Annotated in this window: 25 protein-coding genes and 1 riboswitch; of the genes, 21 read left to right on the forward strand and 4 right to left on the reverse strand. The window is 71.4% G+C overall.

What is annotated here, in order from left to right; translation table 11 throughout:
* Positions 1-88: 88 nt before the first annotated feature.
* Together KFLA_RS15635 and KFLA_RS15640 are read left to right on the forward strand one after the other, a co-directional pair.
* Entirely contained in the window at positions 89-745 is a 657-nt protein-coding gene (locus tag KFLA_RS15635) for a hypothetical protein (RefSeq protein ID WP_202797128.1), read from the forward strand.
* Complete coding sequence (locus KFLA_RS15640; RefSeq protein WP_012920776.1) at positions 745-2,382, forward strand: DNA polymerase Y family protein; 1,638 nt, start codon at positions 745-747, stop codon at positions 2,380-2,382. Before KFLA_RS15635 ends, KFLA_RS15640 begins: the two co-directional genes overlap by 1 nt.
* 607 nt (positions 2,383-2,989) lie before the next feature.
* Here KFLA_RS15640 and KFLA_RS15645 read toward each other — a convergent pair.
* Positions 2,990-4,420, reverse strand: coding sequence for a serine hydrolase domain-containing protein (locus KFLA_RS15645; RefSeq protein WP_202797129.1), 1,431 nt, complete (start codon positions 4,418-4,420; stop codon positions 2,990-2,992).
* Positions 4,421-4,663: 243 nt separating this feature from the next.
* Here KFLA_RS15645 and KFLA_RS15650 point away from each other — a divergent pair, with 243 nt between their 5' ends.
* Positions 4,664-5,464, forward strand: a complete 801-nt coding sequence (locus KFLA_RS15650; protein WP_148256650.1) for a RibD family protein — start codon at positions 4,664-4,666, stop codon at positions 5,462-5,464.
* A 45-nt stretch (positions 5,465-5,509) separates the two neighbouring features.
* On the opposite strand, the gene KFLA_RS15655 is transcribed toward KFLA_RS15650, so the two are convergent.
* Positions 5,510-6,166: a dihydrofolate reductase family protein gene (locus tag KFLA_RS15655; RefSeq protein ID WP_012920779.1), complete on the reverse strand. Its 657-nt coding sequence runs from the start codon at positions 6,164-6,166 to the stop codon at positions 5,510-5,512.
* Between the two features lie 173 nt (positions 6,167-6,339).
* On the opposite strand from KFLA_RS15655, the gene KFLA_RS15660 reads away from it, so the two are divergent.
* A complete protein-coding gene (locus KFLA_RS15660; protein WP_237706818.1) occupies positions 6,340-6,699 on the forward strand; it encodes a VOC family protein in 360 nt (119 codons plus the stop codon).
* 130 nt (positions 6,700-6,829) lie between these two features.
* A complete protein-coding gene (locus KFLA_RS15665) occupies positions 6,830-7,819 on the forward strand; it encodes an NAD(P)-dependent alcohol dehydrogenase (RefSeq protein ID WP_012920781.1) in 990 nt (329 codons plus the stop codon).
* Here KFLA_RS15665 and KFLA_RS15670 read toward each other — a convergent pair.
* On the reverse strand, positions 7,816-9,108 hold the full coding sequence (locus KFLA_RS15670; RefSeq protein ID WP_041290147.1) for an RNA polymerase sigma factor: 1,293 nt from the start codon (positions 9,106-9,108) through the stop codon (positions 7,816-7,818). The two genes, KFLA_RS15665 and KFLA_RS15670, sit on opposite strands and share 4 nt — an antisense overlap.
* An 89-nt stretch (positions 9,109-9,197) precedes the next feature.
* Positions 9,198-9,566 (reverse strand): YciI family protein, encoded by a 369-nt coding sequence (locus KFLA_RS15675; protein ID WP_012920783.1) that lies wholly within the window; start codon positions 9,564-9,566, stop codon positions 9,198-9,200.
* A 75-nt stretch (positions 9,567-9,641) separates the two neighbouring features.
* On the opposite strand from KFLA_RS15675, the gene KFLA_RS15680 reads away from it, so the two are divergent.
* From KFLA_RS15680 to KFLA_RS15755, 16 genes are all read left to right on the forward strand, one after another.
* The gene (locus KFLA_RS15680) at positions 9,642-9,992 is read left to right on the forward strand and encodes an ArsR/SmtB family transcription factor (protein ID WP_012920784.1); all 351 of its coding nucleotides are present in this window, start codon (positions 9,642-9,644) and stop codon (positions 9,990-9,992) included.
* Entirely contained in the window at positions 9,989-10,432 is a 444-nt protein-coding gene (locus tag KFLA_RS15685) for an SRPBCC family protein (RefSeq protein ID WP_012920785.1), read from the forward strand. The genes KFLA_RS15680 and KFLA_RS15685 overlap by 4 nt, the downstream gene beginning before the upstream one ends.
* Before the next feature lie 14 nt (positions 10,433-10,446).
* Positions 10,447-11,034: a TIGR03086 family metal-binding protein gene (locus tag KFLA_RS15690; protein WP_012920786.1), complete on the forward strand. Its 588-nt coding sequence runs from the start codon at positions 10,447-10,449 to the stop codon at positions 11,032-11,034.
* A gap of 195 nt (positions 11,035-11,229) precedes the next feature.
* Positions 11,230-11,829, forward strand: coding sequence for a cardiolipin synthase ClsA (clsA, locus tag KFLA_RS15695; protein ID WP_012920787.1), 600 nt, complete (start codon positions 11,230-11,232; stop codon positions 11,827-11,829).
* Positions 11,826-12,662, forward strand: coding sequence for a DUF881 domain-containing protein (locus tag KFLA_RS15700; protein WP_012920788.1), 837 nt, complete (start codon positions 11,826-11,828; stop codon positions 12,660-12,662). The genes clsA and KFLA_RS15700 overlap by 4 nt, the downstream gene beginning before the upstream one ends.
* On the forward strand, positions 12,659-12,991 hold the full coding sequence (locus tag KFLA_RS15705) for a small basic family protein (RefSeq protein ID WP_012920789.1): 333 nt from the start codon (positions 12,659-12,661) through the stop codon (positions 12,989-12,991). Before KFLA_RS15700 ends, KFLA_RS15705 begins: the two co-directional genes overlap by 4 nt.
* A 1-nt stretch (position 12,992) precedes the next feature.
* The gene (locus KFLA_RS15710; RefSeq protein ID WP_012920790.1) at positions 12,993-13,916 is read left to right on the forward strand and encodes a DUF881 domain-containing protein; all 924 of its coding nucleotides are present in this window, start codon (positions 12,993-12,995) and stop codon (positions 13,914-13,916) included.
* Between the two features lie 25 nt (positions 13,917-13,941).
* Positions 13,942-14,325 carry a glycine cleavage system protein GcvH gene (gcvH, locus tag KFLA_RS15715; RefSeq protein ID WP_012920791.1) on the forward strand — a complete coding sequence of 128 codons (384 nt, stop codon included), beginning with the start codon at positions 13,942-13,944 and terminating at the stop codon, positions 14,323-14,325.
* 125 nt (positions 14,326-14,450) lie between these two features.
* Complete coding sequence (locus KFLA_RS15720) at positions 14,451-14,972, forward strand: FHA domain-containing protein (RefSeq protein ID WP_041289345.1); 522 nt, start codon at positions 14,451-14,453, stop codon at positions 14,970-14,972.
* Positions 14,959-15,639: a transcriptional regulator FtsR gene (gene ftsR, locus KFLA_RS15725; protein WP_012920793.1), complete on the forward strand. Its 681-nt coding sequence runs from the start codon at positions 14,959-14,961 to the stop codon at positions 15,637-15,639. Before KFLA_RS15720 ends, ftsR begins: the two co-directional genes overlap by 14 nt.
* Positions 15,640-15,859: 220 nt before the next feature.
* Entirely contained in the window at positions 15,860-16,354 is a 495-nt protein-coding gene (locus tag KFLA_RS15730; protein WP_012920794.1) for a bifunctional nuclease family protein, read from the forward strand.
* Between the two features lie 208 nt (positions 16,355-16,562).
* On the forward strand, positions 16,563-17,183 hold the full coding sequence (locus KFLA_RS15735) for a MerR family transcriptional regulator (RefSeq protein ID WP_012920795.1): 621 nt from the start codon (positions 16,563-16,565) through the stop codon (positions 17,181-17,183).
* Positions 17,184-17,246: 63 nt separating this feature from the next.
* Positions 17,247-18,143: a dihydrodipicolinate synthase family protein gene (locus tag KFLA_RS15740; RefSeq protein WP_237706819.1), complete on the forward strand. Its 897-nt coding sequence runs from the start codon at positions 17,247-17,249 to the stop codon at positions 18,141-18,143.
* A gap of 15 nt (positions 18,144-18,158) precedes the next feature.
* Positions 18,159-18,254, forward strand: a riboswitch (glycine riboswitch).
* Between the two features lie 97 nt (positions 18,255-18,351).
* Positions 18,352-21,207, forward strand: coding sequence for an aminomethyl-transferring glycine dehydrogenase (gene gcvP / locus KFLA_RS15745; protein WP_012920797.1), 2,856 nt, complete (start codon positions 18,352-18,354; stop codon positions 21,205-21,207).
* On the forward strand, positions 21,204-22,502 hold the full coding sequence (locus KFLA_RS15750; RefSeq protein ID WP_012920798.1) for a serine hydrolase domain-containing protein: 1,299 nt from the start codon (positions 21,204-21,206) through the stop codon (positions 22,500-22,502). The genes gcvP and KFLA_RS15750 overlap by 4 nt, the downstream gene beginning before the upstream one ends.
* Positions 22,503-22,514: 12 nt before the next feature.
* On the forward strand, positions 22,515-23,357 hold the full coding sequence (locus tag KFLA_RS15755) for an SDR family NAD(P)-dependent oxidoreductase (protein WP_012920799.1): 843 nt from the start codon (positions 22,515-22,517) through the stop codon (positions 23,355-23,357).
* Positions 23,358-23,442: the final 85 nt, after the last annotated feature.

Below are 23,442 nucleotides of genomic sequence, written 5' to 3' on the forward strand. Positions count from 1 at the left end.
CGGGGTGCAAGGAGTGCTGACTGCTCTTCCTGTGCTGGGGACAACGCGCGGTCGATCGCTGCCTGCGCCCCGGACGACCGAGACGCGGGTGCAGCAGGCGCTCGACACCGCGACCGCCGACCGCGCCCTGCCGACCCTGCCCGCAGTCTCCGACCTGCTCTCCGGCGCGGCGTTGCGCGGCGGCGCGGTGTACTCCGTCCGCGGATCCAGTGCTCTGGTGATGGCGATGATGGCCGGCCCCTCCGCCGACGGCGCCTGGTGCGGCGTGGTCGGCATGCCGTCGTTCGGTGCCGAAGCGGCCCGCGAGCTCGGCGTCGACCTCGAACGCCTCGTGCTCGTGCCCGACCCCCGGCACGACTGGCTCAGCGTGGTCGCGGCCCTGGTCGATGCCCTGACCGTCGTGGTGGTTCGGCCGCCCGGTGAGGTCACCCCCGGCGAGGCCTCCCGTCTCGCCGCCCGCCTGCGGACCCGCGGCGCGATGCTGATCGCCGTCGGTTCCTGGCCCGGCAGCGAGGCCCGGCTCGAGGTCCAGACCAGCGTCTGGACCGGCATCGGCGACGGCGAAGGTCACCTGACCGCCCGCCAGGCCACCGTTGCCGTCACCGGCCGCGGCGCCGCCGTACGCCCGCATCAGCACCGCCTCTGGCTGCCCGCCCCCGACGGCAGCATCCGTCCCGCCGACCCCGAGACCACCAGGCACGAGACCACGGAATCCCCGCTGTGGCACCAGGAGGCGGCCGGCTGATGGCGACCTCCACCTCGACCCGGCCCACGCCCGGCGCGCAGCAGGAGCGAGGCCTGCAGCGGACGATGGTCATCTGGGTCCCCGACTGGCCGGTGCTCGCGGCCGCCTCGGCCGAAGGGGTGCCTCCGGAGACCCCGCTGGCCGTGCTGCAGAAAGGCCGGGTGCTGGCGACCTCCGCCGCCGCCCGCGCCGAGGGCGTACGCCGGGGGCTGCGCGCCCGGGAAGCCCAGTCCCGGTGCCCGGAGCTGGTCGTGCTCAAGTACGACCCGGTCGTCGACGCGCGCGCGTTCGACCCGGTGATCAGCTGCCTGGAGGCGCTCACCCCCGGCATCCAGGTGATTCGCCCCGGCATGTGCGCGCTGAAGGCCCGCGGCCCGAGCCGGTACTACGGCAGCGAACCCGCCGCCGCGGAGAAGCTGCTCGACCGGCTCGAGACGTACGACGTCCCGGGCAGCCGGGTGGGAATCGCCGACGGCCCGTTCGCCGCGGAGCAGGCGGCTCGGGCGGCGTCGGCGCAGACCCGGGTGCGGGTGGTTCCGCCGGGTGGGTCGGCGGAGTTCCTGGCTCCGCTCTCGATCGACACGCTGGAGCGGCCGGCGTTGACCGACCTCCTCCGGCGGCTCGGGCTCCGGTCGCTCGGCGCCTTCGCGCGGCTGCCGGCGGCCGAGGTGCTGGCCCGGTTCGGCCCGGACGGCGCGTTCGCCCACCAGTTGGCTCGCGGTGACGACGACCGGCCGGTGGTCGTCCGGCAGATCCCGCCCGAGCTGACCCGGACGCTCGACTTCGAGCCGCCGGTGGACCGGGTCGACCAGGTCGCGTTCGCGATCCGCACGGTCGCGGACGAGCTGATCGGCCGGCTGAGCGCGCTCGGCCTGGTCTGCACCACGCTCCGGGTCGAGGTCGGTACGGAGTCCGGCCGGATCCACGAGCGCGAGTGGCTGCACCCGCGCTGGTTCAGCGCCACCGACGTGGTCGACCGGGTCCGGTGGCAGCTCCAGGGCAGCGGCACGGCGACCAGCGAACTGACCTCACCCGTCGTGCGGCTGCGTCTGATCCCCGAGCAGGCCGACCCGGTCGGTGCGCATGCCGACGCGCTCTGGGGCGGCGGCCCCGACGAACGGATCCACCGGGCCCTGTCTCGGGTCCAGAGCATGCTCGGCCACGGCGCCGTCGTCACTCCGGTGATCAGCGGCGGTCGCGGCTACGCCGAACGCCAGACCCTTGTCCCGTGGGGCGATCCCCCCACGCCTCACCGGCCACCGGACCTGCCATGGCCGGGTTCCCTGCCCGCGGGGCCGAACGCAGGATGGCCGGTGCCGGTCCCGACCACGATCTACCCGTCGCCGCTGGCCGCCCTGGTGCTGGCGGCCGACGGGCGGCAGGTCTCGGTCAGCGCTCGCGGTGTCCTGTCCGGTGCTCCCGCCGCCTTCCGCCTGCTGCCCGCCCCGCAGGTTGCCGACAGCAACAAGCTGTACCCGGTCACCGCCTGGACCGGCCCCTGGCCGGTCGAGGAACGCTGGTGGGACGAGGACGTCGGCAACCGCCTGGCCCGCTTTCAACTCGTCACCGCCGACGGCCGAGCCTGGCTCGCCGCCATCCAGAACACCCAGTGGTGGATCGAAGCCAGCTATGACTGACCCCTACCAGCCCGAGCTGCAGGTCGAGGTGCAGTTGGTGTGTGCACGGCGGCATCTGCTGGCAGCTCATCGCCAGCGGCATCACCTCTGCGCCCACCGGCATCTGCTCTACGCCAGGCACCACCTGCTAGCCGCTCACTACTCCTGCCCAGCCCTCGATGCCCGCCCAGCCCGCAACTCCCGCACACCCGGCTACCGGCGTACGACGTACCGCCGTGCGTCCCACTACCGCCGCATGGCCCACCGCCGTACGGCGCGCTGCCGGCTGGCAGGTTCACCACCCGCGTGCCCCGCTCGGCACGTCCTGCCCGCCCGCGACCAGAGCCGGCTCAACCGACGTCTCGTGCTCCCGTGCCGCCCGCGCACCTCCGCCCGGCGCCATTGGCAACGAGCCCGCCGGCAACTGCGCAAAGGAGGAACCGATGGACTGGCATGATCCGCCCCGCACCACCCGCGGAGACTCCGCTGATCGACAACCCGCAGCTGAGAGGCGGTGCTCGACCCGTTGGCGTCAGTGTCAGCAGGGCCCGACCCGGGAGTGCCCGTGCGCGCGGATCTGCCTTCGCGGCCCTGGCCTAGCGCTGACGCGTCCGTCCGGCCGACCCGGCTACGCGACGTCGGGCCGGGTCATCAATGGCGCCCGCAGGTGCAACTCCAGATTCGGGCTGGTCAGGGGCACGGCGTTCCACGTCGCCAGCGCTGTCCCCGCGTCGGCGTCGACCACCAGCCGAACCCGGTGCGGGGTGGTGATGACGTACAGCTCGGCGACGAACGTGCCGTCCTGCCAGGCACCGGTCGCGACGACAGGGCGGCCGAGCGGCGAACTCTCCCGCCACTCGCCATGGCCGACCTCGACGGCGGGCATCGCCCCCCAGCGCAGCAGCCATCCACCCGCCACCGGATCGACGACCACTGTGGTTCCGTCCGGCAGGGCCGAATCCTCCGATGAGCCGTCGAGCCTCCCCTCGACCGAACGCTCCGGCCCCGCCGTACCCGGCACCGGCCCGAGCGACAGTCGCCGCAGCCGCCCGGCGAGGATCTCGTCGTCCCGGGCGATTCCCGCCTGGTCCAGACCGGGCAGCAGACAGTCCCAGAAGACGCCCGGCAGCGCGTCTGTCGGGTCGACGGCGCCGGTCACGACGATCACCAGATCGTGCGACGGTACGACGACGCAGTACTGGCCGAAGGCGCCGTGACCGTGGTAGCCGTGACGCGAGATCCAGAACTGGTAGCCGTACCCGCAGAGGAAGTCGGGGTTCTGCGACCAGCCCGGAAGAGGCAGGGTCTCGCTGTGCCGGCTGGTCGCGAGCTTCAACCAGTCCCGCGGGGCGAGTTGCCGGTCACCCCACACGCCTCCACGCAACAGAAGTTCACCGAAGGCAGCGACGGCCTCGGTCGTGAGATGCAGCCCGTGGAATCCGAACGCGGCACCGCTCGCCACCCGATCCCACTCGGCGCCCTGGATGCCCATCGGCTCGAAAAGGCGCTCGTCGAGCAGTTCCGGCAGGCCGCGGCCGGTGACCCGTTCCACCATCCGGGCCAGGATGAACGTGGTCGCGTTGTCGTAGGTGTGCCGGGTTCCCTCGGGCTCGGTGAACGGCACGCGCAGGAAGCCCTTCACCAGGTCGTCCGGTTCCCGTTCCCAGGCTTCGGCGAGGGTGTCCGTACTGTGCCCGGCAGTCATCGACAGCAGATGGTGAACGGTGATGCGGCGACCCTGCTCGCAGACGTCGGCCGGAACGTGGTCGGGCAGCACGTCCACCACCCGATCGGTCAGCGACAGCAGCCCGTCGGAGATCGCGAGTCCCACGGCGATCGAGGTGAACGACTTGGTCAGCGAGTAGAGAAGCTGCGGGCGCTCCGCCGAGTACGGCGCCCACCAGCCTTCGGCGACAACATGACCGTGCCGGACGACCATGATCGAGTGGCACTCCACGGCCAACGCTTCGAGCCGGTCCAGCACCGCGCCCACCGCGCGGGACGACACTCCTTGCGCGGCCGGCGTCGACCGCGGCAGAAGCGCACGCTGAGAAGGCATCCGGCACCGTAACAAGTCCATCCGATCGAGTCATGCGAAATACCACCCGCTCGTCGGTCGTGGGGATCCGGTACGACGGGCGGCTCAGCCCGTGGGATCGGCGAGCAGCGCGAGTTCGACGGTCTTGCGGTGGGCGGCGGTGTCCGCGTGCGCCGGCAGCATCGTCTGCGAAGCCTCGCACCGCCGAGCCAGGTTGTCGGTGCCGGCTGATAGGCAGGTCTTCTGGCGATCGGTAGGGAGGAGATGCGGGTGGCTGCTGATGGGGATCGGCCGCGAGTGGTGGTGTCGGTGAACACCTCGGTGGACGGGCGGGTGGCGCTGCGGGCGGGGGAGCCGTTGATGGACGAGGCGGCCGGTCGGGTGTGGAACGCGTTGTCGCCGCCGAGTGCTGCACAGCTGGACAAGGCCCGGGCTGCGCAGCTGGCGGAGCTGTACCAGCCGCAGGCGGTTCTCGAGGGCAGCGGGTCCTTCGTGCCCGACACGGCTGGACCGCTGGAGCATTCGCCTAGGCCGTCCGAGCCATCCGGTGAGGAGCTCTACTCCGACTTCTGGCCCGAGGAAGTGGTGGGGCGGGCCGGGCGGGAGAAGTGGTTCGTGGTGGTGGACGGACGGGGGCGCATCCGGTGGGAGATGAAGAGCCAGGGCGAGTACGACGTCCTGGTGCTGGTCGCGCGGGCCACGTCCACGGATCACCTCGCCTATCTGCGGCGTGAGCGGATCGCGTACCTCGTGGCCGGTGAGCACCAGGTCGATCTCGGCGCGGCGTTGCGGCGGATGCGCGAGCAGCTCGGGGTGACCTGCGTGGTCTCGACAGCGGGCGGTGGTCTCAACGGGGCGCTGCTGCGGGCGGACCTGGTCGACGAGCTCCACCTTCTCGTCAGCCCGTCGGTGGTCGGCGGGCTCGGCACACCCACCGCCTTCGACGGGCCGCAGCTCGGCGACGACGAGGCGCCCAGACGCCTGCGCCTGCTCGCCGCCCACGCCGAGACCGACGGCATGCTCTGGCTGCGCTACCAGGTCCTTCGCGATCCGCCGGAGCACTGACCCGAGCCGGGTGCCCTTCCCGGTCTGCTCGGGTCTGCCGGCGGTTCAGACGATGGTTTCCCTGCCGTCCTCGGTGACCGCGAACTCGCCGGCGTTGCCGACGGTGCCGAACTGGTCCTGGCGCAACGTCAGTGACACCACGCCGGCGCCGCCACGCAGTACCTCGGCCTCGGTGATGCGGTACGTCGACGGGACGCCGGCGGCGAACAGCCGCTTGCCGTCGCCCACCACGACCGGGAACTGCAGCAGCCGGTAGGTGTCGACCAGGCCGGCGTCGTGCAGGGTCCGGGCGAGCTGCCAACTGCCGTGAACCTGCAGTTCCTTGCCGTCCTGCTCCTTCAGCTTGCGGACCTGCTCGACGATGTCGCCGCGCAGTACCGTCGTGTTGCCCCAGGCCGCGTCCTCGTCGGACAGCGTGGTGCTGACGACGTACTTCGGCCACTCGTTCAGCGCGGTCGCCACCAGGTTGTCCGGCTCGGTCACCTGCGACCAGTAGGTCCGCATCATCTCGAAGGTCGTCCGCCCGAGCAGGAACGCGTCCGCCTGCCGGAACCACCCGTCCACCGGGTCGAGCTGCCCCTCGGTGCTGTGCGGCACCAGCCACCCACCCCGCTCGAACCCGTTGCTCTGGTCCTCCTGCACCGCCCCCGGCGCCTGCATGACCCCGTCGAGGCTGACGAACGTGTTGACGCTGAGCTCCATGACCTTCTCCTTGCTCCTCCCGCAGGACCCTGGCGGCCCTGTCCCGATGCGAGAACTCAACCAAACCCCACTTACGGAATCTTTACGGCGAAGCATCGGGCTCCGGCAGGGTTCAGGCACGCCCACGGTGATCAGTACGATCCGGTGCTATGCATCGGAGCCGGGTTTCGACAGTGTTGATCGACGTGCCGCGGGAGCAAGCGTCGCGGTCCGCGCAGTTCTGGGCGGGGGCCTTGGGGGTGCGGGCCGACAGCCCGCCGGGGGAGCCGCAGTACGTGACGTTGCACGGCGCGTTGCCGGGGCTGGTGACGGCGGTGCAGGCGTTGGAGGAGGGCGAGGCGCGGTACCACCTCGACATCGAGACGGACGACGTCGACGCGGAGGTCGAGCGGCTGGTCGGGCTGGGGGCGGTCGAGGAGTCGAGCTGGCAGGGGTGCCGGACGTTGCGGGTGCCTGGAGGCCAGCTGGTCTGTGTGATCCCGTTGCACTCCGACCCCGACGAGTTCGCGGCGCGGGCGACCAGTTGGCCGTGATCGGCGCCGGCCGGCACGGCTGCGCGGACCAGGGGTGGAGTCCGGGATCGTCCCCGATGTGAGGCAAGGAACGCGTCGGTAGGTTCGGCGTACGGCCTGGAGGCCGGGACGACCGGGTGGGGGAGAAGTGATGAAGGCCGTTGTGCAGGAGCGGTACGGGTCGGCGGAGATGCTGGCGGTGCGGGAGATCGGCAAGCCGGTGCCGGCGGACGGCGAGGTGCTGGTCGCGGTCCGCGCGGCCGCGGTGAACGCGCGCGACTGGCACGTCATGCGCGGCGACCCGTACATCGCCCGCGTGATGGATCCGGGCACCTTCGGACGGCGGGGACCGAAAGCCCTGGTCGGCGGCACGGACTTCGCGGGGGTGGTGGAGGCCGTCGGCCCCGGCGTCCGGGGATGGGAGCCGGGTGACGAGGTTTTCGGCGAGGCCGGAGGTGCGTTCGCCGAGTACGTGTGTGCGCCGCAGACCGTGCTCGCCCGCAAACCCACGAACCTCAGCTTCGAGCAGGCGGCCGCGCTGCCGCTCGCGGGCAACACCGCGCTGATGGGACTGCGGGACGCCGCGGACGTGACGGCCGGAACGCGGCTGCTGATCAACGGCGCGTCCGGCGGCGTCGGCACGTTCGCCGTCCAGCTCGGCAAGGCGTACGGCGCCGTGGTGACCGGCGTGTGCAGCACGAAGAACGTGGAACTGGTCCGCTCCCTCGGCGCCGACCAGGTCGTCGACTACACCTCGACCGACTTCACCCAGGCCGGCCCGCAGTACGACGTGGTGCTCGACCTCGTCGGCAACCATTCGCTGACGGCCCTGCGGCGCGTCCTGGTGCCCGGCGGCACGCTGGTGCTGTCGGGTGGCGGTGTCTCGCGGGGCGGCAGCCTGATCGGGCCGGTCGGGCTGGTCATCCGGGGGATGTTGCTGTCCAAGGTTGTTCGCCGGCATCGGGTGGCCGTGCTGACCGCCGTTCCGAGCAGCGCCAACCTGGCCGAGCTGGCGACCCTGGCCGAGTCCGGGAAAGTTGCCCCGGTCATCGATCGCGGCTACCCGTTGGCTGAGACCGCCGAGGCGATTCGCTACCTCGAGGTCGAGCACGCGCGCGCGAAGGTCGTGCTCACGGTCTAGGACGCGGGGCCAGGTCGAGCCGGGGGCTGGAGGGCGGCCGCGCGGGAGGCCAGGTAGTGGCGTTCGGGGAAGGACAAGGTCTGCCGGGCCGCCTCCTGGTACGCCGTACGGGCCGCGTCGGTGTCGCCGGCCAGTTCCAGCAGGTGGGCGCGAACGGCGGTGGTGCGGTAGTGCTTCGCAAGGGCCGGGTCCTCGGTGGCCTGGGCGAGGCGGTCCAGGCCGGTGCGGGGGCCGTGCACCATCGCGACGGCGACGATCCGGTTCAGGGTGACCATCGGGCCGGGAGCCAGCGTGTCCAGCAGTTCGTAGAGCACGAGGATCTGCCGCCAGTCGGTCGCCTCGGCGGTCTCGGCCTCGGCGTGCACGGCGGCGATCGCCGCCTGCAGCTGGTACGGGCCGGGTGGGGCCGAGCGCAACGTCGCGGTCACCAGTTCGGTGCCCTCGGCAATGAAGGCGCGGTGCCAGAGCCGACGGTCCTGCTCGGGCAGCGGGATCAGGGCCCCGGAGGGCGACGTCCGGGCCGGGCGGCGGGCGTCGGTCAGCAGCATCAGCGCGAGCAGGCCGCTCACCTCGCCCTCGTCGGGCAGCAGCTGGTGCAGCTGGCGGGTCAGCCGGATCGCCTCGGTGCTCAGTTCGACGCGGTGCAGGGTGTCCCCGGAGCTGGCGGTGTAGCCCTCGTTGAAGATCAGGTACAGCACGTGCAGGACAGCCGCCAGCCGTGCACCGAGATCCTCCGGCGGTGGCATCCGGAACGCCGTACCGTCGGCCTTGATCGACGCCTTGGCCCGGCTGATCCGCTGGCCGATCGTCGACTCGGGCACCAGGAACGCCCGGGCGATCTCGGCGGTGCTCAGCCCGCCGACAGCGCGCAGCGTGAGCGCGATCTGCGACGGGGCAGTGAGCGCCGGATGGCAGCAGAGCAGCAGCAGGGTCAGAGTGTCGTCGGCTTCGGGCCCGAGGACACCCTCGTACGCCGGATCGCCGCCGGACGCCTGGTCGTCCGCGGCCGGCTCCTCGGCGGCGCGGACCTGCTCGGCGGCGACGAGCTCCTCGCGGCGGCGCCGGGCCGCTTCGCTGCGCAGCATCTCGATCCGCCGGCGGGAGGCGACCGTGATCAGCCAGTTGCGGGGCTGGTCGGGAATGCCGTCGACGGGCCATTGGGTGGCGGCCGCGAGCAGCGCCTCCTGGGCGGCGTCCTCGCACAGGTCGAACCCACCGTACCGGCGTACCAGCGGACCGACGATCAGCGGCGCGAGCTCCCGCAGCAGACCCTCGATCTGCTCGCGCACCCTCGCGTCCGCGCCCGCGTCCGCGTCCGCGTCCGCGTCCGCAGTCGAGTCCGGCGACGACGTCCCGCCGGGCGCGTTCGGCGTACCGGTCACCCGAGGTGGTCGAGGTCGCGGATCGGGCGGACCTCGACGATGCTGAACGCGGCCTCCGGGATCCGCGGCACGATCTCCACCGCCCGCTCGATGCTCTCGCACTCGACCAGGTAGAACCCGGCTAACTGCTCCTTGATCTCCGCGAACGGCCCGTCGGTGGTGACCGGCTTGCCGTCGCGCACCAGCACCTGCTTGGTCAGTGCCGGATCGTCCAGCGAGTGCGTCACGAGGAGCTCGCCGCTCGCGGTCAGCGCGTCGGCCAGCTCGGTGTACCCGGTCATGGACTCCCGCTTCTGCTCCTCCGACAGCCCGTTCCACAGCTCGCGACCGGCCGGATTGCCGTAGATCAGGATCAGGAACTTCATCGCGGTCTCCCTTCGGCTGGTTCCACCCTAGGACCTGGCTTGATTGGTAGGAAGAAACCTACCTATAGTGGGGTCATGCCACCACGACCCCCGGTTGTTGCCGAGAGCATCGAGGACCGCGTCTTCGCGGCCCTGTCCAGCCCGGTACGCCGGGAGGTGCTGCGGCTGCTGCGTGACGGCGGGCCGCAGCCGGTGCGGCAGCTCGCCGACCAGTTCGCGATGGCCAGGCCGAGTTTCTCCGAGCACCTGCGGGTGCTGCGCGAGGCCGGATTGGTCAGCGAGCGCAAGGAAGGCCGGCAGCGGCTCTACCGGCTGGAGCCCGTGCCGCTGGCCGACGTGCAGGAGTGGCTCACGCCGTACGAACGGTTCTGGCGCGAGCGGATGGCCGCGCTGGGCGACGTGCTCGACCGGATGGAGGACGCATGAGTCAGGACCTGACCACGATCGAGGTCGACCAGTTCTACCCGCACCCGCCGAGCAAGGTGTGGCGGGCGCTGACCGAGCCGGAGCTGATCGCGCAGTGGCTGATGCCGGGCGACTTCCGGCTGGAGATCGGACACCGCTACACGATGCGCTCGCGCCCGGTCGCCGCCACCGGCTTCTCCGGCCTGGTCGAGGCCGAGGTGCTCGCGTTCGAGCCCGAGAAGCTGCTCCGTCTCGCCTGGCGTGACGCCGGTGAGGGCAACACCGCCGACTGGACGCTCACCTGGACGTTGCACCCGGAAGGGCACGGGACGCGGCTGATCCTGCTGCACGAGGGCTTCGACCCCGACGACCCGCTGCAGCGCCAGGCCCACACGATCATGAACGGCGGCTGGCGCACCGGCGTACCGAAGGCCCTGGCTGCCGTGCTGGCGACCTGGTGAGAAGAGGAGACGACATGTCCGCCGCCGCCGACCGGTTCGACCGGGTCGCGCAGGGATTCCTGGCCCGCATCGAGGCCGTGCCCGCTGATCGCTGGAACAACCCGACCCCTTGCCCGAACTGGACCGCCCGCCAGGTCGTCGCCCACGTGATCAACGAGCAGCGGCGCATGCTCGCCACCGTGCGCCGGACCGACCCGGAGGACCTGTACGGCGTACCGGTGGCGCCGATGGGTGTCGTACCGGAGCCTGCGCACGACGCGGACCTCCCGGCCGCCTGGCGGGAGATCGGCTCCGCACTGACCGAGGCGATCGACGACCCGGCCTGCACGCCTGTGGCACTGCCGACCCCGGCCGGGCCGATGCCGTTCGAGCAGGTGGCCGAGACGCTGCCGGAGGATGTGCTGATCCATACCTGGGACCTGGCCCGGAGCACCGGTGGCGACGAGCGGCTGGACGAGGAGGCGGTCCGGCACGTGCTCGCCCGGCTCGAACCGCTCGACGAGGTGCTGCGGCAGCCGTGGGCCTTCGGGCCGAAGGTGACGCCGCCGGCCGGCGCGGACCTGCAGACCGAGTTGCTCTGCTTCGTCGGGCGTCGTCCCTGAGCGCGTGCGCTCGGCGTCTCCCTTCGGTCTCGATCGGGTCACCGGTCGGTGACGCGCGTAGCCGGTGTGGTTCGGAGGCGTTCGAGTAGTCAGGGACGAATCCGGGCTACCCCGGTGTGGCCCGGGCGAAACCTGGTGGCGTGCCCCAGTAGAGTTACCGGCGGGACTGGGGCTACAGGGGAAAGGGAGGGTCGCGTGCCGGACTTGGAGGTGTCCGACCGGGTACTGACAATCCCGAACGCGCTGAGCGCGCTCCGGCTGCTCGGGGTGCCGCTGTTCCTGTGGCTGATTCTCGGCCCGGAGGAGGACGGCTGGGCTCTGGTCGTCCTGATGATCTCCGGCTTCACCGACTGGGCCGACGGCCAGATCGCCCGCCGGATGAACCAGACGACCCGGCTGGGCCAGATGCTCGACCCGGTGGCCGACCGGCTCTACATCTTCGCCACCGTGCTCGGGCTCGCCCTGCGCGACATCATCCCGTGGTGGCTGGCGATCGCGCTGCCGCTGCGCGACCTGCTGCTCACCTTCACTCTGCCCGCTCTGCACCGCCGGGGCTTCAACGCGCTGCCGGTGCACTTCCTGGGCAAGTCCGCGACCTTCTGCCTGCTCTACGCCTTCCCGCTGCTTCTCCTGGGCGACGGCGACAGCACGCTGAACCTGCTGGCCCGCGTCTTCGGCTGGGCCTTCGCGATCTGGGGCACGGCGCTGTACTACTGGGCAGGTGCGCTGTACTTCGTACAGCTGCGGCACCTGATCCAGACGGTCGAACCGATCAGTGGACGAACCAGATCGTGACTCAGCAAGCCCCACCAGGACAGCGACGCGTCGACGCGTCGATGTCACTGCTGAACAACCTGATGGCGCACCCGCTCGACGAGGGGTACGCCGTCGCCGCGCGGACGCGTCCGTTGCAGGGCGGCCCGAAGCGGGCTCGGCACAGGATCACGCTGGTGGTCGCGTTCGTCGTCCTCGGCTTCCTGCTCGCCGTCGCCGCGTCGCAGAACTACCGCAGCGCCCCGGCCGCGGAGAAGCAACGCAACGAGCTGATCGAGCGGGTCGAGCAGGCCGACGGCCGGCTGACCGAGCTGCGCGGCCGGCAGTCCGCGCTGGCCGGTGAGGTCCGGGGCCTGCAGGCCGGTGCGCTGAGCAACTCCGACTCCGGGACGGCGCTGCAGCAGAAGCTCGACGACCTGGAGCTGCAGACCGGCGCGGTCGCGGTGACCGGGCCCGGGCTCAAGGTGGTCGTCGACGACGCCAAGAACGCCGACGACAAGGAAGGCCGGCTGCTCGACGTCGACCTGCAGCAACTGGTGAACGGGCTGTGGACCGCGGGCGCCGAGGCGATCTCGGTGAACGGCCACCGGCTCACCAGCCTGACCGCGATCCGCGGCGCCGGCAGCGCGATCACGGTCGACTACAGCTCGCTGACCCCGCCGTACACGGTGCTCGCGATCGGCGACACCGCGACCATGCCGGCCCGGTTCGCGCAGAGCTCGGGCGGCCAGTGGGTGCAGTACCTGGTCAGCAACTTCGATGTCCGGATGACGAGCACGACGGAGGATTCCTTGCTGGTGCCAGCCGATACGACCATCGCGCTGCGGTACGCGAAGGTGGGTGGGCCGAGATGATCGCCGTGCTCGGTCTGGTGATCGGCGTCGTGATCGGCCTGCTGGTCGCGCCCGACGTGCCCGACTGGGCCCAGCCGTACCTGCCGATCGCGGTGGTCGCCGCGCTCGACGCCGTCTTCGGTGCCCTGCGCGCGTTCCTGGACGGGATCTTCGACGACAAGGTGTTCGTCGTCTCGTTCGTGTCCAACGTGCTGATCGCGGCGCTGATCGTCTACCTCGGCGACCAGCTCGGGGTCGGTTCCCAGCTGTCCACCGGCGTCGTCGTCGTGCTGGGCATCCGCATCTTCACCAACATGGCCGCGATCCGCCGGCACATCTTCCGGGCCTGACATGAGCGACGGACAACTGCCCCCCGACGACGAGCGAGCCCGGCCGCAGGGCCCGCCGCCCGCCGACCGTCCGGAGCCGGAGACCGACCGCCACGAGGCCCAGCACCGGGCCGACCACCGGCGGACCGAGTCGCCACCGGCCGCGGAGTCGGCGCTCCCGGCCGAGCCGACCCCGATGCCGCGGGTGAAGGGGCCGAACCTGGCCCTGCGCCGGTTGCGCGCCGGCTTCAAGCCGTCCCGCGGCCAGGCGATCGTCGCGGTGGTGCTCGCGCTGGTCGCCTGTACGGCGGTCGTCCAGGTCCGGGTCAACCGGGCCGACGACGGCTACCAGAACGCCCGCCGCGAGGACCTGATCGCGATTCTCGACGGCCTGAACCAGAACAACCGCCGGCTGGAGACCGAGATCACCGAGCTGGAGGAGCGCAAGAACTCGCTCTCGTCCAGCGCCGACAAGGCGCAGACGGCGCGCGAGCAGGCCGAGCAGCAGGTCCGGACCCTCGGCATCCTGGCCGGCACGCTGCCCGCCCAGGGCCCGGGGGTGCGGATCACGCTGAACGACCCGAACGGCAAGATGACGTCCGGCAACCTGCTGGACGCGATCGAGGAACTGCGCGACGCCGGCGCCGAGGCGATCCAGATCAACGGCTCGGTCCGGGTGGTGGCCAGCACCGACCTGATCGACGACGCGCCCGGTGTCCGGATCGATGGCGAGAAGGTCGCTTCGCCGTACGTGATCGAGGCGATCGGGGAGTCGCACAACCTGGCCGAGGCGGCCAACTTCCCCGGTGGCCTGGTCAGCGAGGTGACCGGACCGCAGGTCGGCGGCACGGCCGAGGTGACCGAGCTGCCGCTGGTCCAGATCACCGCCTTGCACGCCCCGGAGGAGCATCGTTACGCTCGCCCGGCGCCCAGCCCCACCAAGTGAGATTTTGAGCGAAAGAGGACCCGAGGTGTACCCCGAAGACCTGAAGTACACGGCCGAGCACGAGTGGGTGAAGGCCGGCGAGGACGGCCCGGTGCGGGTCGGCATCACCGACTTCGCGCAGGACGCGCTGGGCGACATCGTGTACGTGCAGCTGCCCGAGGTGGGCGCCGCGGTACGCGCCGGAGACGCCTGTGGCGAGCTGGAGTCGACCAAGAGCGTGAGCGACCTGTTCGCCCCGGTGAACGGCACCGTGACCGCCGTCAACGAGGCGCTGGCCGACCAGCCGGACCTGGTCAACACCGACCCGTACGGCGAGGGCTGGTTGCTGGACATCCGGGTCGACGACGAGGAGGAGGTGGCGGCGCTGATGGACGCCGACACCTACCAGGGCCAGCTCGACCAGAGCTGACGCAGCAGGGCTGGTAAGTTGGGCGGACCTCAACCGCTGGTCGAGAGTTGAGGTCCGGTTCACACTGTCAACACGGGGATCTACGACAACGTCGCCGGACCGCCGGCGATCGGGAGGATCACAGCATGCCGTTCTGCAACCAGTGCGGGCACGAGAACTCCGAGGGCAGCAGGTTCTGCTCGCAGTGCGGAACGATGCTCCCTGGCGCGGACCGTCCGGTGCCCGCTCCCGGTGTCACCGACACCGCGATGCTGACGCCGATCAGCGTGGAGCCCGACACCGAGCGGGTCGACCTGGGGGAGAGCCTGTCCGCCGAGGACGAGGCCGCCGTCGGCGCGCTGCCGGCCGGGTCCGCCCTGCTGATCGTCCAGCGGGGGCCGAACGCGGGCAGCCGGTTCCTGCTCGACGTCGACGTGGTCACCGCCGGCCGGCACCCCGACAGCGACATCTTTCTCGACGACGTGACGGTCTCGCGCCGGCACGCGGAGTTCCGCCGCGACCCGGCCGGGGTGAAGGTGCGCGACGTCGGCAGCCTGAACGGCACCTACGTCAACCGGGACCGGATCGACGAGGTCTTGCTGAACAACGGCGACGAGGTCCAGATCGGCAAGTACCGCCTGGTCTACTACGCCAGTGGCCAAGCCTGAGCCTGCCGTCGGAGGAAGCAGCATCGGTGAGGTGCTGCAGGTCCTGCAGGCCGAGTTCGCCGACGTCACCATCTCCAAGATCCGCTTCCTCGAGGCCGAGGGGCTGGTGACGCCGGCGCGGACCGCGTCGGGGTACCGCAAGTTCAGTGCCGCCGACGTGGAGCGGCTGCGGTACGTGCTGACCGCGCAGCGGGACCAGTACCTGCCGCTGAAGGTGATCAAGGAACACCTCGGCGCGATGGACCGCGGGCTGCGGCCGACGCCCGGCGGCCGGCCCACCGCGCCGCAGGCCGCCGAGCCCGCCGGGCTGCCGGTGGCGGAGGACTTCGATGCCGACCGCACCGAGCTGAAGCTGACCCGCGAGGAGCTGCGGGCGGCGGCCGGGATCTCGGTGGAGCTGCTCGACCAGCTGGAGAGTCATCAGCTGGTCGTGGCTCGCGGCAACCACTACGACGGGGACGCGATCCTGGTGGCGAAGGCGGCGGCGGAGTTCGCGCAGTACGGGGTCGAGCCGCGGCATCTGCGGCCGTTTCGGACGGCGGCGGATCGGGAGGTGGGGTTGATCGAGCAGGTTGCTGGGCCGCGGCGGGGGGATCTGACGCAGGAGCTGGCGGCGCTTGCTGTGCGGTTGCATGCGGCGCTGGTCCGGTCGCGCCTCACTCGGTGAGAATTTTCGCAGTGTTCGGCTGAGGTCGCCGGCGATGCGGCCGGCGAGGTAGGCGACGGCTGAGACCGCTCCGGCCGGAAAGAGTCGGTGGCGGCCACTGATGATGCCCGGGTGAGTGGCGGTGCGGTCCTGCTGTCCTCGTGCGGTTCGGGGGGTGGCGCGGGCCTCGGTGGGTGGTGTGGGGCCGGGGGTGGTGGGTGTTGCGGAGTAGGCTGAGGGCGTGCGCGAAGTCGATGTGGTCGGAGTCCGGGTTGAGATGCCCTCGAGTCAGCCGATCGTGCTGCTCCGGGAGGTCGGCGGGGAGCGGTACCTGCCGATCTGGATCGGTGCCGCCGAGGCGAGCGCGATCGCGTTCGCGCAGCAGGGGATGGAACCACCGCGTCCGCTGACCCACGACCTGTTCGCGGAGACCATCCGCACGCTCGGGCACACGCTCAGCCAGGTCCGGATCGTGAACCTGACCGACGGCGTGTTCGAGGCGATCCTGGTGTTCGACGACAAGACCGAGATCTCGGCCCGCCCGTCGGACTCGATCGCACTCGCGCTGCGAACCGGTACGCCGCTGTTCTGCACCGAGGAGATCCTGGCCGAGGCCGGCATCCCGGTGCCGGACAGCGAGAACGACGAGGCCGAAGAGGTGGAGGAGGAAGAGGAGGTCGAACGCTTCCGCGAGTTCCTCGACCACGTCTCCCCGGAGGACTTCGACAAGAGCTGAGCACAAAAATCCTGGTTCGCACGTTTAGGGCTGGGTACAGCGGTTCCTCATGGGCACGTAACAATTCGGAACGGGAGCGCGACACGCGATCGGCTCCGGGCGGTTGTCGTTGACCGGCTCAGGTCGGCGGCTTACCTTGAAGGAGTTGTGGGGTGTTGTAACTCCACGGATGTGATCCGTTCCAGTCGGTACCCAGGGAGGCTCAGGCGTGACACGCACCGGCGACACTGATCTGACGGCGCAGTCGGCGTCCGAGGCACACGCCGACGCGGCCGCCGCAGCGGGGGTGCAGGGTCTGCTGTTCGACGACGACCTGCGGCCGATGCCGGAGGACGTCGGGTTCCGCGGCCCGACCGCATGTGCCGCTGCCGGGATCACCTACCGCCAGCTCGACTACTGGGCCCGCACCGGCCTGGTCTCGCCCTCGGTCCGGCCGGCCACCGGTTCCGGCACCCAGCGGCTCTACGGCTTCCGCGACGTGCTGCTGCTGAAGGTGATCAAGCGGCTGCTCGACGCCGGGATCTCGCTGCAGCAGATCCGGACCGCGATCGCCCACCTGAGCAAGCGCGGCATCGACGACCTGACCCAGATCACGCTGATGAGCGACGGCGCCTCGGTCTACATGTGCACCTCGCCGGACGAGGTGATCGACCTGCTGGCCGGCGGCCAAGGGGTCTTCGGCATCGCGCTCGGCGGTGTCTGGCGCGAGGTCGAGGGTTCGCTGTCCGAGCTGCCGACCGAGCGCGCCGACGGCCACGCCGACGACGAGTCGGACCCGCACGCGAACGACGAGCTCGCCGCCCGCCGCCGCGCCCGGATGACCGGCTGATCCGCTGACCGGCTGACCTGCCCCGCACAAGTGCGCCCACTCACCGCGGTTTCGCTGCGTGGTGTGTGGGCGTCTTTGCTGTTACCGCTCGACGCCGACGAGTCCATCGACTTCGCCCGGCTCGACACGCAGCTGGACCACCTGCTCGGCGCGGGGCTGCACGGCCTGTACGCGCACGGCACGGCGGGGGAGTTCCACACCCTGACCGAGGCCGAGTTCGACCGGATCAACGAGCTGCTCGCCGCCCGCTGCGAGGCCGCGGACCTGCCGTTCCAGCTCGGCGCCAGTCACCCCTCGGCCCAGCTCCAGCTCCAGCGCGTACGCCGGGCCGCCGTGCTGCGACCGTCCGCCCTCCAGGTGATCCTCCCGGACTGGCTGCCGCTGAACGACGCCGAGACCCTGGACTTCCTCACCCGGATCGCCGAGGCCGCGGACGGCGTACCGCTGGTGCTCTACAACCCGCCGCACGCCAAGACGAAGGTCGGTCCCGGGCTGCTCGTCGAGCTCGCTCAGGCAGTGCCGGCGCTGATCGGGTTGAAGACGGCCGGCGGGGACGCGGCGTGGTTCGAGCAGGCGCTCGAGTCGGAGCTGTCGATCTTCGTGCCCGGTCACTTCCTGGCCGGCATGTCGGCGCTCGGCGCCCACGGCAGCTACTCGAACGTCGCCGCGCTGGCGCCGGCCGGCTCCGTCCGCTGGTACGAGCAGATCGGCACCGACCCTCGAGGTGCGCTTGAGGTTGAGCGCCGGATCGCCGAGTTCTTCGCCGCGCACATCGCACCGTTGCAGGCGAGCGGCCTGTCCAACCCGGCGCTCGACAAGTTCCTGGCCGCGGTCGGCGGCTGGGCCGACGTCGGGACCCGGGTGCGGTGGCCGATGAGCTCGGCCGACCCGGGCCTGGTGGACGCCGCGCGGGCGACCGCGGTACGGCTGCTGCCTGACCTCGGCGGGACCAACTGGTAGCCTCGGTTGTGCCGTACACAGCACTCGGGAGAGACCCAGGGACGTTTGCCTGGGCGCCGAAGGGGCAATTCCTCCCCGGAACCTCTCAGGCCCATGGACCGGGTGCCGCAGGCGACTCTGAAGCGATGGCCGGATCACCGCACAGGTGCTCGGACCGGGTGACAGAGGGGGAGGCCACCGGCAGACCTGTCAGCAACGGAGCCTCCTGATGAGTGTGAACGAATCCAGCCCGCAGCTTTCGGCCACCTTCGCCGACCGGCACATCGGGCCGCGTCCCGACGAGGTCGCCCGGATGGTGCAGACGCTCGGGTACGCCGACGTGGACGCGCTGGTGGACGCCGCCGTGCCCGCCTCGATCCGGTCCGCCGAGGCGCTCCGGCTGCCCGAGCCGGCCTCCGAGGTGGACGCGCTGACCGAGCTGCGCCGGCTCGCCGCCCGCAACACCGTCGCCACCTCGATGATCGGCCAGGGCTACTACGGCACCTTCACCCCGTCGGTGATCGTCCGCCGGCTGGTCGAGAACCCGGCCTGGTACACCGCCTACACGCCGTACCAGCCGGAGATCTCCCAGGGCCGGCTCGAGGCGCTGCTGAACTTCCAGACCGTGGTGTCCGACCTGACCGGCCTGCCGACCGCGAACGCGTCGCTGCTGGACGAGGGCACCGCGGCCGCCGAGGCGATGACGCTGGCGCACCGGTCGAACCGCAAGAGCAAGAGCGACCGGTTCCTGGTCGACGCCGACTGCTTCGCGCAGACCATCGCGGTGGTCGAGACCCGCGCGGAGGCGCTCGGCCTCGAGGTCGTCGTCGCCGACACCAGCGACGGGCTGCCCGAGGGAGACTTCTTCGGGTTCCTGGTCCAGTACCCCGGTTCGGGCGGCCGCGTCCGCGACCTGAAGCCGCTGATCGCCGCCGCGCACGAGCGCGACACGCTGGTCGCCGTCGCGTCCGACCTGCTCGCGCTGACGTTGCTGGAGGCACCGGGTGAGGCGGGCGCCGACATCGTGATCGGCTCGTCCCAGCGCTTCGGCGTGCCGCTGTTCTACGGCGGTCCGCACGCGGGCTTCATGTCGGTCCGCGCCGGCCTGGAGCGGTCCCTGCCCGGTCGTCTGGTCGGCGTCTCGGTCGACGCCGACGGCGCCCCGGCGTACCGGCTGGCGCTGCAGACCCGCGAGCAGCACATCCGCCGCGAGAAGGCCACCTCGAACATCTGTACCGCGCAGGTCCTGCTCGCCGTGGTGGCGTCGATGTACGCCGTCTACCACGGCCCGGACGGCCTGAAGGCGATCGCCGAGCGGGTGCACCGCAACGCCGGCAGCCTGGCCGCGTCGCTGCGGGCCGGTGGCGTCGAGGTCGTGCACGACCAGTTCTTCGACACCGTGCTGGCCCGGGTCCCCGGCCGCGCGGCCGACGTCGTCGACACCGCCCGGCAGAACGGCATCTGGCTGCGGCTGGTGGACGCCGACCACGTCGGCATCTCCTGCGACGAGAAGACCGACGCGGCCGCGCTCGGCCGGGTCTGCCGCGCGTTCGGCGTCCGGTACGACGCGGCGCTGACCGGCCAGAGCCTGGCCACCGAGGTGGTGCGGACCAGCGACTACCTGACCCACCCGGTGTTCAACACGCACCGGTCCGAGACGGCGATGCTGCGCTACCTGCGCAAGCTGTCCGACCACGACTACGCGCTCGACCGCGGCATGATCCCGCTCGGCTCCTGCACGATGAAGCTGAACGCGACCACCGAGATGGAAGCCGTCACCTGGCCCGAGTTCGCCGACCTACACCCGTTCGCGCCGATCGAGGACGCCGCCGGCTACGTGACGCTGATCGGTCAGCTGGAGCGCTGGCTGGCCGAGGTGACCGGCTACGCCAAGGTGTCGATCCAGCCGAACGCCGGGTCGCAGGGTGAGCTGGCCGGTCTGCTGGCGATCCGCGGTTACCACCGCGCCCAGGGCGACACCGACCGCAACGTCTGCCTGATCCCGGCCAGCGCGCACGGCACCAACGCCGCCTCCGCGGTGATGGCCGGCATGAAGGTGGTCGTGGTCAAGGGCAACGACGACGGCACGATCGACCTGGACGACCTGCGGGCCAAGGCCGAGCAGCACGCGGACAAGCTGGCCGCGATCATGATCACCTATCCGTCCACGCACGGCGTGTACGAGGAGAGCGTGACCGAGGTCTGCCAGATCGTGCACGACAACGGCGGCCAGGTGTACGTCGACGGCGCCAACCTGAACGCGCTGCTCGGGCTGGCCAAGCCCGGCGAGTTCGGCGGCGACGTCAGCCACCTGAACCTGCACAAGACGTTCTGCATCCCGCACGGGGGCGGCGGCCCGGGCGTCGGCCCGGTCGCGGTCGCCGAGCACCTGGCGCCGTACCTGCCGAACCACCCGCTGCTGGGCCAGGCCGGTCCGGAGTCCGGTGTCGGCCCGATCAGCGCGGCGCCGTTCGGGTCGGCCGGCGTGCTGGCGATCTCCTGGGCCTACATCCGGATGATGGGCGCCGAGGGCCTGACCGCCGCCACCAAGGCCGCGGTGCTGACCGCGAACTACGTGGCCAAGCGGCTCGAGAACGCCTTCCCGGTGCTCTACACCGGGGAGAACGGGCTGGTCGCGCACGAGTGCATCCTCGATCTGCGGCCGATGACCAAGGCGACCGGCGTCACCGTCGACGACGTCGCGAAGCGGCTGATCGACTACGGCTTCCACGCGCCGACGATGTCGTTCCCGGTGCCCGGCACGCTGATGGTGGAGCCGACCGAGTCCGAGGACCTGGGCGAGCTGGACCGCTTCTGCGACGCGATGATCGCGATCAAGCACGAGATCGACCGGGTCGCGGCGGGCGAGTGGCCGGCCGACGACAACCCGCTGGTGAACGCGCCGCACACCGCCTCGTCGGTGATCAACGACAAGTGGGAGCACGCCTACACCCGCGAGGAGGCCGCGTTCCCGCAGTCGGTCGACCGGGCCGCGAAGTACTGGCCGCCGGTCCGCCGGATCGACGGCGCGTACGGCGACCGCAACCTGATCTGCTCCTGCCCGGCCCCGGAGGCCTTTGAGTGACCCTGCGGTCTGACACCGCCGCCGCCTTGTACGCCGAGGTGGCGGCGGCCCAGAGTGAGTGGAAGCTGCCGTCGATCGCGGCCGGTGTGGTCCGTGACGGGGGACTGGTGTGGACCGGGGCGCGCGGGCGGTTCGCGACGGCTGACGGTGGCATGCCGGGGCCGGACGTGCAGTACCGGGTCGGGTCGATCACCAAGACGATGACGGCGGTGCTGGTGCTGCAGGCCCGCGACGACGGGCTGCTCGGCCTGAACGATGCTGTCGGCAAGCATCTGCCGGGGGTCCCGTTCGGCGACCTGACCGTGCGGCACCTGCTCGCGCACTCCGGCGGCATGAACGCCGAGCCCGAGGGCCCGTGGTGGGAGCGCAATCCGGGTGTCTCGTTCGAGGCCCTGGCCGCGGCGATGGACGAGTCCCAGGCCGCCGGCGGACCGGACCAGCGGCACCACTACTCGAACCTCGGCTACGGGCTGCTCGGCGAGATCGTGTCCCGGCTGCGCGGAGCGCCGTGGTTCGACCTGGTCACCGAACGGATCCTGCGGCCGCTGGAGATGCGGCGGACGTCGTACCTGCCGCAGGCGCCGGCCGCGCAGGGGTTCTCGGTGCACCCGTTCAGCGCGCGACTGGTCGAGGAGCCGGCGTACGACGCGGGTGCGATGGCCCCGGCCGGACAGGTCTGGAGCACGATCGAGGACCTGGCCCGGTACGCCGCGTTCTGGATCGACCCGGTGCCGGAGGTGCTGAGCCGCGAGAGCGTCGAGGAGATGGCGACCCCGGCGGCCGCCGATCCGCGGGAGGCGCTGAACGCGTCGTACGGGCTCGGGCTGCGGCTGCAGGCCGACGACCCGTACCTGTTCGTCGGGCACACCGGGTCGATGCCGGGCTTTGTCGCCGGCCTGTTCGTGGACCGGGCCCGGCGGATCGGCGCCGTCGCGCTCGCGAACGCGACGTACGGGCGGTGCGCCTCGGTGCCGCTGGACCTGATGCGCACGCTCGTGTCGTACGAGCCGGTGCTGCCGCAGGAATGGGTGCCGGAGCCGGCGCTGGCCCAAGGCGAGGAGCTGCTCGGGCACTGGTACTGGGGCAACACCCCGGTCACCATGTCGGTCTGCGGCGGCATCCTGCAGCTGACCGGTGGGCTGTCGTCCCGGTTCTCGCCGGAGGGACCGGACCTGTACCGCGGCCGGGACGGCTACTTCGCCGGTGAACGGCTGCGCGTGGTCCGCGACGGCGACGGCATCCGCCACCTGGACCTGGCCACGTTCGTTCTCACCCGGACGCCGTACGGCCGCTGATACGGTCGATGGATGGGAACTCTGGCGGGGAGGGTCGCGCTCGTCACCGGAGCGAGCCGCGGCGTCGGCAAGGGGATCGCGCTCGGCCTCGGTGAGCAGGGCGCGACCGTCTACGTCACCGGTCGCGCCGCCGCGGACGGGCCGGCGACGGCACCGTTCGGCGGCAGTGTGCAGCAGACCGCCGACGAGGTGACGGCGCTCGGCGGCCGGGGCATCGGGGTGGTGTGCGATCACGTGGACGACGCCCGGACCCGGCAGGTGGTGGAGCGGGTCGTCGCGGAGAGCGGGCGGCTCGATCTGGTGGTCAACAACGTGTGGGGCGGCTACGAGCACTTCTGGGACGGGACCGAGTTCTGGCAGGAGGCCGGCTTCTGGACCGAGCCGATCTCCCGCTGGGACTCGATGTTCGGCACCGGCGTCCGCGCGCACTACGTGACGAGTGTGTTCGCGGCGCCGACGATGGTGGCCCAGGGCTCCGGCCTGATCGTGAACGTCTCGTCGGACGCCGCGGAGAAGGTCGATGCCGGCGTCAGCTACGGCGTGGCGAAGTCGGCGACGGACCGGATGGTCGCCTGCATGGCCCACGACCTGCGGACGCACGGCGTCGCCGCCGTGTCGTTGTACCCGGGCCTGGTCCGGACCGAGGCGGTCCTGCGAGCCGCCGAGTTCTTCGACCTGTCGGACTCCGAGTCGCCGCAGTTCATCGGCCGGGCGGTGGCGGCGCTGGCCGCGGATCCGGACGTCCTGCGGTACTCCGGGCAGGTGGTCCGCTCGGCGGCGCTCGGCCGGGAGTACGGGTTCACCGACGTGGACGGGCGACGGCCGGGAATGGGCGGTCCGGCGTACACCGGGTGAGGCTCGCCACACCGGGTTGTGCGGGTCATCGCGGCATGCCGAAATCGCCTGCGCAGACAGGGATTCCGGGGTGCGGTCACCGCCG

It is taken from the genome of Kribbella flavida DSM 17836, assembly GCF_000024345.1.
GTDB classification, from domain to species: domain Bacteria; phylum Actinomycetota; class Actinomycetes; order Propionibacteriales; family Kribbellaceae; genus Kribbella; species Kribbella flavida.

Excerpts from the sequence above, each read along its gene's own strand:
- KFLA_RS15680 (WP_012920784.1), top strand. The coding sequence starts at position 9,642 with ATGCCACCACGACCCCCGGTTGTTGCCGAGAGCATCGAGGACCGCGTC.
- KFLA_RS15665 (WP_012920781.1), top strand. The coding sequence starts at position 6,830 with ATGAAGGCCGTTGTGCAGGAGCGGTACGGGTCGGCGGAGATGCTGGCG.
- KFLA_RS15650 (WP_148256650.1), top strand. The coding sequence starts at position 4,664 with ATGCGGGTGGCTGCTGATGGGGATCGGCCGCGAGTGGTGGTGTCGGTG.
- KFLA_RS15640 (WP_012920776.1), top strand. The coding sequence starts at position 745 with ATGGCGACCTCCACCTCGACCCGGCCCACGCCCGGCGCGCAGCAGGAG.
- KFLA_RS15675 (WP_012920783.1), bottom strand. The coding sequence starts at position 9,566 with ATGAAGTTCCTGATCCTGATCTACGGCAATCCGGCCGGTCGCGAGCTG.
- KFLA_RS15690 (WP_012920786.1), top strand. The coding sequence starts at position 10,447 with ATGTCCGCCGCCGCCGACCGGTTCGACCGGGTCGCGCAGGGATTCCTG.
- KFLA_RS15710 (WP_012920790.1), top strand. The coding sequence starts at position 12,993 with ATGAGCGACGGACAACTGCCCCCCGACGACGAGCGAGCCCGGCCGCAG.
- KFLA_RS15705 (WP_012920789.1), top strand. The coding sequence starts at position 12,659 with ATGATCGCCGTGCTCGGTCTGGTGATCGGCGTCGTGATCGGCCTGCTG.
- gcvP (WP_012920797.1), top strand. The coding sequence starts at position 18,352 with ATGAGTGTGAACGAATCCAGCCCGCAGCTTTCGGCCACCTTCGCCGAC.
- KFLA_RS15655 (WP_012920779.1), bottom strand. The coding sequence starts at position 6,166 with ATGGAGCTCAGCGTCAACACGTTCGTCAGCCTCGACGGGGTCATGCAG.
- KFLA_RS15755 (WP_012920799.1), top strand. The coding sequence starts at position 22,515 with ATGGGAACTCTGGCGGGGAGGGTCGCGCTCGTCACCGGAGCGAGCCGC.
- KFLA_RS15720 (WP_041289345.1), top strand. The coding sequence starts at position 14,451 with ATGCCGTTCTGCAACCAGTGCGGGCACGAGAACTCCGAGGGCAGCAGG.
- KFLA_RS15685 (WP_012920785.1), top strand. The coding sequence starts at position 9,989 with ATGAGTCAGGACCTGACCACGATCGAGGTCGACCAGTTCTACCCGCAC.
- KFLA_RS15645 (WP_202797129.1), bottom strand. The coding sequence starts at position 4,420 with ATGCCTTCTCAGCGTGCGCTTCTGCCGCGGTCGACGCCGGCCGCGCAA.